We start from the raw sequence: 12,333 nt of genomic DNA, 5'->3' as shown, positions 1-12,333 counted from the left end.
TTCATCATATTTTTTAATATTAATTTAATTTTTAAAAGAAAATACTTATCGAATTTCATTATCTTCCATATCAAAATTGTGCAAAAAAATAACTTTTGGCAAAACGTTTAAAAAGACTTCCTCTCAACATTTTTCGACTTTTCTATTCTGTTGTCGGACTCCGACAACACAAAAGAACTTTTATGAAATCCAATTCTGGATCGGATTTAAGATGCGGCTCTCTTTTTCTTATTAAATTATCTGAATAAGAATTTTCGCCAAAATTTGTGGCTTCATTCAAAGTAATTATGGGATTTATATTTGGAAGAATCTTAAAAAAAATAGAAAATTGTTGAAATGCGAGAATTCATGCCCCATAATGCCTCCGAATTTTATTGATATTCTCATGCTCCTTGCAACTCCTCTCAACGACATGCATAAAAAGATGGGAGCTCGCATGGTGGATTTTGGAGGATGGGATATGCCCGTCATTTACACAAATCAAATTGAAGAACATCACGCAGTGAGGAAAGCAGCGGGAATTTTTGACGTTTCACATATGGGAGAAATTATGATTGAGGGGAAAAATGCATTCCATCTCGTTCAGAAGCTTGTTTCAAAGAATATTGAACATATGGAAAATGGAAAAGTAATTCTTGGAGTTATGTGCAATGAAAAAGGCGGAATTATTGATGATCTTACGGTGTATAAATATCACGATGAAAAATATCTCCTCGTGGTAAATGCTGGCACCGCAATAGGAGACTATGAATGGGCACTCAAGCATGCTCAAGAATTTGAAGATGTTCGCGTTACAAATGTGAGTGATGATACTGCGAAAATTGATCTTCAAGGACCAAAAGCTCAGGAGATTCTTCAAAAACTCACGAAATCTGATCTTTCTGAAATAAAACGATATTGTTTTGTAGAGATTGAAGTTGCAGAAATCCCAATGACCATTTCCCGAAGTGGATATACTGGGGAAGATGGATTTGAACTCTATTTTGCAAAAGAACATGCAAAAAAAATTTGGGATGCACTTCTCGAGGCGGGAAAAGATATGGGCCTCCTTCCGTGTGGTCTTGGATCACGAGATACTCTCAGAACTGAATGTGGCATGATGCTCTATGGTCACGATATTGATGATGAGCATACTCCGCTCGAAGCAGTGTATGGATGGGCAGTTTCGTTTGAAAAAGATTTTATTGGCAAAAAGGCGCTTATAAGGCAGAAGGAAGAAGGACTCAAGAGAAAACTTGTTGGATTTGAAATGATCGAACGTGGAATTGCGCGTGATCATTATCCGATATTTAAAAATGGGGAAAACGTTGGGAATGTTACGAGTGGAACTCCTTCGCCAACACTCGGGAAAAATATTGGAATGGGATATATCCGTTCTGATCTCAAAGCACCTGGAACGGAAATCGAAATTCAAATTCGAAATAATTTTGTAAAAGCGAAAGTTGTGGAGTTGCCTTTTTATACACCAGCGTATAGGAGGAAGTAGGAAGCAGGAATTAGGAATTAGGGATTAAGGAAGTCACTTTTTTACTTTTTTTATTTTCTTTTTTATGGAAGCATACAAAATCCCCGATGGTCTTTATTACACGAAAGAACACGAATGGGTAAAAATACAAGGCGATACTGCAACGTGTGGCATTACCGATTATGCTCAGCATCTCCTTACTGATGTTGTTTTTGTAGAACTTCCAGCTGCAAAAAAAGAGGTAAAACAATTTGGTCCAGCTTGCGTTGTGGAATCTGTAAAGTCAGTTTCGGATGTCTACGCTCCCGTCGGAGGAACCATTTCTAAAGTAAATTCAGAACTCGAATCTGCGCCAGAGCTCATAAATAACGATCCGTATGAAAAAGGGTGGATATTTCAGCTTTCAGGCGTCGATGTCCATGAGACTTCGAATTTGATGGATGCAGCAGCGTATAAGGCGTTTATAGAGCAGAATGCACATTAAAAATTTTTATATATCTCACAGGAATAAGGAATTATGAATCAGGAATTAGGGAGAAAAAAGTCATTTATTAAGCAGGATGCACATTAAGATTTTTTATATATCTCACAGGAATAAGGAATTATGAATCAGGAATTAGGGAGAAAAAAGTCATTTATTAAGCAGAATGCACATTAAGATTTTTTAATATACCTTTCTCAAAAGAATAAGGAATTATGAATCAGGAATTAGGGAAAATAAAGGCTTTTACCGATCTTGATGCTTGGAAAGAAGGACATGTGCTTGTACTTATGATTTATGAAATCACAAAAAGATTTCCTAAAGAAGAAATATTTGGATTAGTGAGTCAAATGAGAAGAGCGTCAGTATCAATTACCTCAAATATTGCAGAAGGGTTTAGTAGACAGTCATATAGAAAAAAAGTTCAATTTTATTCAATCGCACAAGGATCTGTTACCGAAATTCAGAATCAACTCATTATTTCAAAGGATGTACAATTTGTTTCAGAGGAAAAGTTTCGAGAAATATTTTGCAAGTCTATTCAGGTTCATAAAATAATCACAGGACTCATAAGAACTTCAAAGCAAAGAGTATTTCCTTCACGTTATTCCTAATTCTTTATTCCTAATTCCTAATTCCTTCTCCCCCATGCCTTACATCTCTCATACCAAAGAAGATACTGACCACATGCTTGATGCAATTGGCATTTCTGCCATTGAGGATCTTTTTGATGCTGTTCCTCAGCATCTTCTCAAAAAAATGGAAGAATTCGATCTTCCAAAAGGACTTTCTGAACAAGAAACTCGAAAAAAAATGACTCAGATTGCACGGAAAAATAAGAATCCTGAACTCTCTTTTGTGGGAGGAGGATATTATCAGCATTATCTTCCTTCTCATGTTCGTCATCTTGCGGGCAGGAGCGAATTTTACACCGCATATACTCCATATCAGCCAGAAATTAGTCAGGGGATTCTCCAGTCGATTTTTGAGTACCAAACGATGATTACTCGGCTTACAGCCATGGATGCAACAAATGCTTCCATGTATGATGGTTCTTCAGCTTCAGGAGAAACCTGCTTTATGGCATCGAACATTACTGGGCGAAAAAAGATTCTTGTTCTTCGAAGTGTGCATCCGGAATATCGAGAAGTCATGAAAACATATTGTTGGGCAAAGGGACTCAAAATAGAGGAAGTTCCATTCGATATGGAAACGGGAAGAGTTGATTTTCAAAAACTCAAAGATTCTCTCACAGATGAAGTTGCTGGTGTGTTTGTTCAAAGTCCAAATTTCTTCGGAACAGTGGAAGATATAATGGCAATTTCTGAATTGGCGCATGAAAAAGGAGCACTCTCAATTCAAATGATTGCAGAAGGAATTTCCCTGGGACTTTTAAAACCACCGGGAGAAATGGGAGCGGATATTGCCGTTGGAGATGGACAAAGTTTTGGGCTTCCTATTTCTGGAGGAGGACCGAGTTTTGGATTTATAGCGACAAAAGAGAAATATATTCGTCAACTTCCTGGACGTATTGTGGGAGAAACTGAAGATTCTGATGGAAAAAAAGCATACGTGCTTACTCTTCAGGCTCGAGAGCAACATATTCGTCGAGAGAAAGCGAGTTCAAATATTTGTTCGAATCAAGCATGGTGTGCACTTCATGCAGTAATTTATCTGGCGACTCTCGGAAAAAATTTGAGAAAACTCGCAGAAATCAATCATCAAAATGCGCTATTTCTGCAGCGCTCTCTAACAAAGAAAAACTCATGGAAACGAATATTCAGCGCTCCATTCTTCAATGAATTTGTGGTTGATGTCGGAAATGCGAAAGGAGTTCTCTCAGAGTTACGGACGAGAGATATAGGAGGAGGAATAGATTTAGGGAAACTCTATCCGGAACTTGAAGGAAAGCTTCTCGTGTGTGCTACGGAAATACATTCGGGAGAAGATGTGGAGAAATATGTCAAAGGTGTTTAATGTTCGAATTTGCGACTTGCGACGATGGGATCGTCGCCTTCCCCTTATTCCTAATTCCTACTTCCTACTTCCTTATTCCTTCCCCATGCAAACCATATTCGAAAAATCAATCAAAGGTCGAAGAGCATGTCAGCTTTCAGAACCAATAGGAACTGAATCTGAGCTTCCCAATGATCTCATTCGTTCAGAACTGAATCTTCCCGAAGTTTCGGAAGTCGATATTGTTCGCCATTATACAAAACTTTCAAAAAGAGCGTTTGGAGTGGATGATGGATTTTATCCGCTCGGTTCGTGCACGATGAAATATAATCCGAAAATTAATGAGGATATGGCGTCACTCCCGGAAATTACAAATTTCCATCCGTGGCAAAGTGATGAAGATTCTCAAGGAAGTCTTGAAATTCTCTATAATCTTCAAGAATATTTGAAAAAAGTGACAGGATTTTCGGGCGTAACTCTTCAGCCGGCTGCTGGTGCGCATGGCGAGCTCACAGGAGTGATGGTCATGAAGGCGTACCACGAAGACCTTGGAAATGTGAAGCGCACAAAAATACTTATTCCTGATTCTGCTCATGGAACGAATCCCGCAACGGCAACGATGTGTGGATTTGAAACGGTGCAAGTTCCTTCAGATACACATGGAGGAGTTGATATCACAAAAATGAAAGAACTCCTCGATGATGAGACAGCAGGAATGATGCTCACGATTCCAAATACACTTGGACTTTTCGACAAAAATATTCTCGAAATTTCGAAACTTCTTCATGACAATGGATCACTCCTCTACATGGATGGAGCTAATCTCAATGCTATTCTCGGAATGGTAAAACCAGCGGAAATGGGAGTCGATGTGATGCACATTAATCTTCATAAAACATTTTCCACTCCTCATGGTGGCGGAGGTCCGGGTGGAGGCGTTCTGATGTCGACTAAAACACTCGAATCATTTCTTCCTGCTCCAAAAATCGAGAAAAGTGGAGAAAAATTTCATTTGAATTTTGATCTGCCAAAATCAATTGGGCGGATTAGAGCATTTTATGGAAATTTTGGAATTGATGTTCGCGCATACACGTATATTCTCCGGCTTGGAAAAGAGGGAACGCTAAGAGTCGGAAGAAATGCAGTTCTCAATGCAAATTATATCCGAGCCAGACTTGAAGAACATTATCACCTTCCGTATAAAGTGAATTGTATGCATGAAGTGGTTTTCAACGATGAAAAACAGGAAAAATACCATGTCAGCACAATGGATATCGCAAAAAAACTTCTCGATTATGGATTTCATGCGCCAACAATCTACTTTCCGATGATCGTACACGGAGCACTTATGATTGAACCGACAGAAACAGAAAGTAAACAAACGATGGACGAATTTATCGATGTCATGATTCATATTGCTGAAGAGGCAAAAGTGAATCCAACTTCCATTCAAAAAGCGCCAATAAATACTGTTGTAAAAAGAGTGGACGGTGTGAAAGCGGCGAGAAATCCGGTGATTGTGTGTAATTCATGCTGCTCGTAGAAGGAAGCAGGAAGCAGGAATTAGGAATAATGAATTAGGAATTAGGCAGAAAGCACATGAAGGAAGGTAAAAATGAATTATCCCTACCCCCTAATTCCTACTTCCTAATTCCTATTTCCTGCTTCCTGCTTCCATTTCAAAAAACATATTCTTCCCACCTATGCAATGCGCTATTCAATTCGTCTATCCCGAAGATACCCACGCCATCAGTCTTTCTGGAAAAGCGTGTTCCCTCAGCTGTGATCACTGTAATAAACATTACATTGAGCAAATGCCGACTCTTCAGGACGAAATTCCGAAGAATACAAAAAGTTTTCTGATTAGTGGTGGACTCAAGCCAGATGGAACATCATTTCTCCTGGATCGGAAAAAAGAGCTCACCGCGTTAAAAGCATCGGGGAAATATCACTTTAATTCTCATGTCGGGTTTGTTGATGAAGAAGAACTCGAAGAAATTGCAAAAATTGTTGATTTTGTGAGTTTTGATTTCGTGTCTGATCCCGAAGTCATCAGAAAAGTATATCATTTGAATCGATCGAAAGAGGAATATATTCGTCTCTACAAATTGCTCGAATCAAAGATACAAGTTCATCCGCACGTGACTATTGGACTCGATGCTGGGAAGATTCATTGGGAATATGAAGCTATTCAAATTCTCCATGATCTTGGTGCAAAAAAACTCGTTCTCAATGTTCTCATTCCGACTGCAGGAACAAAATTTGCAAATGTATCGAATCCAGATCTCAAGGAAGTTCGAAAAGTTTTTCAATATGCACGGGACATATTTTCAGATGGAATGCTTATTCTCGGTTGCATGCGACCAGCTGGAAAATATCGAATGGAACTCGATATGATAGCGATCGAAGAAGGCGTTGATCGCATTGTACAGCCAACTATAAAATCGAGAAAATTTGCTGAAAAAATGGGAATGGATATTTCCTATTTGTACGAATGTTGTGTGATGGATCCGAAGAAGGAGTCGCGACATACGAAGGAGAGGGAGCTCGTGAGAGAGTAGGGAGAATTTTTAATTTTGAAATTTTAAATTTTTAAATAAATCTTAATGTCTAATTTTTAATGTTTGAAAATTAAAATTTAAAAATTAGAATTTATTTAGAAATTCAAAATTTTAAAATTAAAAATTTCTCTATGCTTCCATCATCTCCCAAAAATACTACATCATCAGAAACCATGAGACTCTCACTTGCATCTGCAGCGCTCTTAGGACTCAAGAATGCTCGAATACAAGCAAAAACAAAAACCATTTATCTTATGAACAGTGGAAAGTGTCAATTCAACTGTAATTTTTGCGCACAGGCGAAAGAAAGCACTTCAGAGCAAAAAATGCTTTCGAGAGTTTCATGGCCAGAATATCAGTGGAAGGAAATTCTCAATTCTTTGGACCAAAAATCTGCGGAATATAAGCGCGTTTGCATGCAAGTCGTGAATACTCGAGATATATTTGATTCCCTTCCGAATATCGTTCGGAAAATTCGAGAAAAAAGTCCAAAAACAAAAATCGCCATGACCGTGCGCACACGTCTCATGAAGCATATCGACGGACTTTTCGAAGCAGGAACAGATGAAGTTGGGCTCAGCATTGATGCGATTGATCCGATTCAATTTCAAAAAATTAAAGGTGGAGATTTAGAAGGATATATAAAGTTTATTTTGAGAGCGGCTGACAAATATCCAGAAAAGATCGCTACACATCTCATTATTGGGATGGGAGAAACAGAGCAGCAATCCGTTGCGATAATGGAAGAACTCCATGCCCACAAAGTAATTATTGCACTTTTCGCATTTACTCCAGTTCGTGGCGCAAAAATGGAGTTTGAACGTCCACCGGATACTCATCATTATCGAAGAATTCAAATTGCTCTCCATCTTCTTCGCAATGATCTTCCGAGGAATTTTCATTTTGATTCCAATGGGAAAATTCTGAGTTTTGGAGTTCCAAAAGATAAACTCTTCAAAATTCTCAAAAATTCAAATGTTTTTGAAACTTCCGGTTGTACTGATTGCAACAGACCGTATTATAACGAACGAGCAGGAAGCAAAGATCCATTTAATTATCCGTATGAATTGTCTGAGGCGGAATTTGGGAGAATATGGAAGTAGGAAGTAGGAAGTAGGCAATGCACATATCCCCTTATTCCTAATTCCTAATTCCTACTTCCTTATTCCTACTCCATGTCTCACGACTACGATGTTCTCATCATTGGCGGTGGTCCAGCCGGAATAAAATGTGCTTTAGAACTTGGAAAAGCTGGAAAAAAAGTAGGGCTCGTCGAGAAAGAAGAAATTGGCGGAACGTGTTTGAATCAAGGATGTATCCCTTCAAAAACATATCTCTATCTCGCCGAACTTTTTGAGAATATCAAAAAAGCAAAACGTCATGGAATTCATGTTTCAGAGCCAGAAATTCTGTGGGAAGAAGCAAAAAAACGAAAAGACATGAATGTAAAAATGCTCGGAATGGGGCTGAAAAAATCTCTCGAAGCGCACCACATCGAAATTATTTCTGGAGAAGGAAAACTTGTCGGGAAAAACGAAGTACTTATTCAAAATACTGATGGAGAAAAAAGAATTTCTGCAGAATGTATTGTTCTCGCGATGGGAAGCACCGCACTCTTTCTTCCCATCATGCAAAAAGGAGAACATGTGATCTCCGCTAAGGAGCTCCTCGATATCGATCATATTCCCCAGTCATTAGTCATTATCGGCGGCGGAGTAACGGGAGTGGAAATGGCATCAGTATTTTCTGTGCTCGGGACAAAAGTAACCATTATTGAAAAAATGCCTTCGCTTCTTCCTGCTCAGGATCCTGAAATTACGGAAGTACTCAAAAAGTCTTTGCAGAAAAAAGGATGTGAAATTTGTCTCGGAGCGGAGGTGATTTGTTGTAAGGAATCAGGAATTAGGAATCAGGAATTAGGGAAGGGAAATGTCGAGATCGTATATAAAAATGCTGCTGGGGAAGAATCTTCATTCAGTGTGGAAAAAGCGCTTATTGTCATTGGAAGAGTTCCGAATTATGACCTCTCAGAACTCGAAAAAATTGGAATTAAGAATAATGGAAGAAGGGTTGTTTTGAGTGATCATCTCCAAACTTCGGCATTAAATGTGTATATGATTGGAGATGCTGGTGGGAAAAATCTCACGGCGTATGGCGGAGAGAGAGAAGGGGAATCAGTTGCAGCACATATTTTGGGAAATGATCGCAAAATAAATTCTCATTATTTCCCTGTTACTGTATTTTCTCATCCAGAAGTTGCTCAAATTGGATCGACGGAAGAAGAACTTCGCCAGAAAGGAATCGAGTTCGAAGTGCGTCGAGGGAATTATGCGGCAAATGGAAAAGCGGTGATCATGGGAGAAAGAGAAGGCATTGCGAAAATTCTCGTTGAAAAAAAATCGAAAAAAATTCTCGGAGTTCATATCATTGGAGTTCATGCTGCTGATCTCATCCATCAGGCAATTCTTCCTGTTATGAAGGAAATGACTCTTTCTGAATGGAATGAGATGGTGTGGTCGCATCCGGTGCTTTCAGAAGTTCTCAAAAGTGCGCTTGAGTCTGATGCAGAATAGGAGAAAAGAAGGGAATGTCTTAAAAAGAGAGTTTTCACCTCTTCCGTCAAGATTTTCAGCTTCGCCTTTTTTTCCCGATCAGTTATATTGGGAGCGGAAAATTACAAAACTTCTATGCCGCTTGAAAATCATGATCTTCATAAAGAACTCGTTCGTCAACGTCTCGAAAAAATTAAAAGTTTTAAGGCAAAAATGGATTCTCGTAGGAGGATCAGAGACAAAATTGCAGATTTTCTCACTGAATCTTTCGGAACGGTGCCTTTTCTCGGAATCCATTTTATATGGTTTGTCATTTGGATTCTCATCAATACCAATTTCTTTCCGAGCATTCCAGCATTCGATCCTTTTCCCTTTGGACTCCTCACGATGGTGGTTTCTCTTGAAGCGATTTTTTTATCGGTCATTGTTCTTATCAGTCAAAACCGTGCCGCAAGTATTGCGGAAATTCGCGAAGAAATTGATCTCCGGATTAATATTCAGGCAGAAAGAGAAATTACGAAAATGCTCATTATTCTCGATCGAATTCATAACCATCTTGGTCTTCCGGCTCAAGATGACGCAGAGCTTATTAAGATGAAAAAGCAAACAAATCTAAATTTGATTGAAGAGGAACTCATGAAAGAGATACTCAAGAAATAATACTAATACCGATTCGCTTTTAATCCTAAAAATACGACGTCACTTCATGTTTTTCAAAAGTGAAGGAAGAGCACTTGTGGCTGAACGAATTTTCTCGGTGACTGGAGAGGCAAGTTCGCCGATTGATTCTGTTCCTGCAGACGCAGTTTCCAAATCTTTTTCAAGAGTTCTCCGAATGAGCACAGCTGCTTCGGCCCGATTCAAATTATCATAGGGTTTAAAGGATTTCGGCGTTTTTCCAGAAGTAATTCCGTTCAGATAGCCATTTGAAACCGCTTCACAGAACCAGTCGTCTGAAGAAACGTCTTCAAAGTTCGAGTCGTGTGCGTTACACGAAGCCTCAGCGCTCCCCTGTGTTTTTAAGAGAGACTTGGAAGCTCTACTCAAAATTACGAGCGCCTCCGCACGAGTAATATAAGCACCCGGACGGAATTCTATCTCCCCAGTTTCGTTATTTTGACTTCCCGAAACGAATCCCGCCGCATAAGCTTTCGCTACACTATCGTAGTACCACGCATCCATATCCACATCGGCGAATGGAGGTTTACCGGATTTGAGCTCGATATCGATTCCTAAAAACTTTGAGGTCCCTTTTTCAAAAGATCTGACGATCATCGCCGTGAACTCTGCCCGATTTACGAGCTGACCTGGCCGAAAAGATTTGTCATCATAACCGCTAATAGCGCCTCGCTTATAAAGCAATGCAACATCAGACGTATAATAGGTATCAGGTGCCACATCGGTGAAAAGCTGACCTCCACCATCTGGGTTTTCTCCCTTTTGGAGTTCCTCAATATCAGACACGCCGTCAGAATCCGAATCGGCCGTGTCGGAAGCTGAAGTATGATAGACGTAGATGCTATCATAATCACTTACGCCGTCGTTGTTGCTATCAGTGGATTTGAGCTCACTAATAAGCTCTTCGTAGGTTTTGTGTGTTGCAGTATCAATGGTAACGTTTCCCGTAATTGTGAAGTCGCTCAGAGTTGCTTTCTTGAGGAACATGATGTCTTTTAGTCCATAGATTTGATCAAGCACTGAGTAGTAGCCCTGATAGAATTCGAGTGGCGGGGCGTTATCAGTTCCGCCAACACGAGCTCCCCATGCTGTGAGTCCATCCAAAAAAGCCCAAACATTTCGAACATTTACATAGCTAATACCGCTCGCGGACTCAGTAATTTCTTGATGGCCAGAAAAATCAGCATCGCTTCCGAATCCTGTGCGCTTCTCACTCTCTTCAATTCCTGGGTAATTTGAAACAATGAGGAGTCCGTCTTCACTCACTCCAACGGTAATTGTGATTTTTGGAAATGGAGGTCCATCAAAATCTTCAAATTTTGTCACGTCAATAGACACTTTTGTGAAGCCATTTTCCTCCGTTATTTTGTAGGCATTTTCGGGAACTCCACTATCTTCTTTGAGAGCATCGGTGAATGCTTTTACAAGCGCATCGGTGAGTTTTTTGCCATCATCCTTGTGATTGCTCACATCGGCCATAAGGGTAATAAATGGAAGAGGGGATTCTTCGTGATATTGGATGCCGACAGCTATTTCTTTGTCAAAAGGAGCATATATGGTGTCGAAATCCATTCCCAATTGTGCTTGAAGTTCTTTATTAAGGCTTTGGAAAAAATCACTCATAAGTTTTTTCGATTCGGTATAATTTGCGTTTGGATTGTACATTTCCGAATAGAAAATCGGTTTTTCCGGTGGGAAATTTTTATAAAGGCGAGGAATAAAGTTTCCGCCCGGATTCAGAGAATACCCTTGTTCGGTCATTGCTTGCTCATTTCCTTGGAGCTTGAACTCCAAGCTGTAGCCGTTTTCTGTTTCCCCAAAACTCATGCCAAAGAATTCAAAAAGATCGAGTGTTTTTTTAACTGCGGCAAGCTGATCGGACATGTCTGGCAATGCTCCCTGAAAACCTTCCTCACCTCCCGAAGACTCAGTATTTTCTTTTGAAGCTGATGCCAAAAACTGATTCATTAATTCTGAAATGGCCTTTACGTTATAGGTGAAACTCAGACTATGTGGTGAAAGGTATGAACTCGTCATTTTTTGATACTCAGCATTATTCGCGAGAGATGCCGTTCCTTCCGCTGCTCCGAGATCAATGGCTTTTTGAATGCCCTCTGGTGTTTCTCCTGATGCGATAACGGCAAAATCTCCGATCTTGGCGACATACCCGGAGGGAACTTTATAGACGGTTGAACCGCTGGGAGAAGTGCTTTCTTCTGTCCCCGCCTTAAACGTTGTGAACTCGTCATCAGTCACTGGAAATGAAAGAGAGATATTTTGAGGAGCGGAAAAGCTCACGAAAAAACGATCGCCAGCGAGAATCTTTTGAAACATGAGGGCGAGTTTTTGAGTGTCTTCTTCGTTATCTCCTGGGAGTTTATCGGCATTTAATAATGGCTCGAAAATTTTCTTAAGTTTTTCCCCGAGCTCAAAATCGAGCGTGAAGAGCGAGTTTTCCGGTGTAAGATTTTCCGATCGCGTAACGGTAAGCGCTGCAACTCCGATGTTCATCAAAGGGAAAAGGGCGATCAAAATACCAACACTAAAAACTCCGACCAAGCAATATTTTTTGAGGTTTTTCATTTTCATCTTTGGTTTAAAGAGCCTGTTAAATACTACAGGATATGATACATTGTAGAG

General features: G+C 39.8%; 10 protein-coding genes. 9 read left to right on the top strand and 1 reads right to left on the bottom strand.

Annotated features, from left to right (window positions below; translation table 11 throughout):
• Positions 1–385 precede the first annotated feature (385 nt).
• The 9 genes from gcvT to HZA38_05100 all read left to right on the top strand — a co-directional run bounded on the left by gcvT (position 386) and on the right by HZA38_05100 (position 9,675).
• On the top strand, positions 386–1,486 hold the full coding sequence (gcvT, locus tag HZA38_05140; GenBank protein MBI5414868.1) for a glycine cleavage system aminomethyltransferase GcvT: 1,101 nt from the start codon (positions 386–388) through the stop codon (positions 1,484–1,486).
• Positions 1,487–1,550: 64 nt separating this feature from the next.
• Entirely contained in the window at positions 1,551–1,949 is a 399-nt protein-coding gene (gene gcvH / locus HZA38_05135) for a glycine cleavage system protein GcvH (GenBank protein ID MBI5414867.1), read from the top strand.
• A gap of 233 nt (positions 1,950–2,182) precedes the next feature.
• Positions 2,183–2,560 (top strand): four helix bundle protein, encoded by a 378-nt coding sequence (locus tag HZA38_05130; protein MBI5414866.1) that lies wholly within the window; start codon positions 2,183–2,185, stop codon positions 2,558–2,560.
• Positions 2,561–2,594: 34 nt separating this feature from the next.
• Positions 2,595–3,923, top strand: a complete 1,329-nt coding sequence (gene gcvPA / locus HZA38_05125) for an aminomethyl-transferring glycine dehydrogenase subunit GcvPA (GenBank protein ID MBI5414865.1) — start codon at positions 2,595–2,597, stop codon at positions 3,921–3,923.
• 85 nt (positions 3,924–4,008) lie between these two features.
• A complete protein-coding gene (gcvPB, locus tag HZA38_05120) occupies positions 4,009–5,445 on the top strand; it encodes an aminomethyl-transferring glycine dehydrogenase subunit GcvPB (protein MBI5414864.1) in 1,437 nt (478 codons plus the stop codon).
• Positions 5,446–5,605: 160 nt separating this feature from the next.
• Positions 5,606–6,463, top strand: a complete 858-nt coding sequence (locus HZA38_05115; protein ID MBI5414863.1) for a radical SAM protein — start codon at positions 5,606–5,608, stop codon at positions 6,461–6,463.
• A gap of 131 nt (positions 6,464–6,594) precedes the next feature.
• On the top strand, positions 6,595–7,566 hold the full coding sequence (locus HZA38_05110) for a radical SAM protein (protein MBI5414862.1): 972 nt from the start codon (positions 6,595–6,597) through the stop codon (positions 7,564–7,566).
• 72 nt (positions 7,567–7,638) lie between these two features.
• Positions 7,639–9,036, top strand: coding sequence for a dihydrolipoyl dehydrogenase (gene lpdA, locus HZA38_05105; protein ID MBI5414861.1), 1,398 nt, complete (start codon positions 7,639–7,641; stop codon positions 9,034–9,036).
• A 114-nt stretch (positions 9,037–9,150) separates the two neighbouring features.
• Positions 9,151–9,675, top strand: coding sequence for a DUF1003 domain-containing protein (locus HZA38_05100; protein MBI5414860.1), 525 nt, complete (start codon positions 9,151–9,153; stop codon positions 9,673–9,675).
• A gap of 39 nt (positions 9,676–9,714) precedes the next feature.
• On the opposite strand, the gene HZA38_05095 is transcribed toward HZA38_05100, so the two are convergent.
• On the bottom strand, positions 9,715–12,282 hold the full coding sequence (locus HZA38_05095; GenBank protein MBI5414859.1) for an S-layer homology domain-containing protein: 2,568 nt from the start codon (positions 12,280–12,282) through the stop codon (positions 9,715–9,717).
• Between the last annotated feature and the right edge of the window lie 51 nt (positions 12,283–12,333).

This window comes from Candidatus Peregrinibacteria bacterium (assembly GCA_016220175.1).
Lineage (GTDB): Bacteria > Patescibacteriota > Gracilibacteria > CAIRYL01 > CAIRYL01 > JACRHZ01.
Note: the sequence above shows the minus strand (reverse complement) of the source record. Positions and strands in the feature narration are given on the sequence as shown.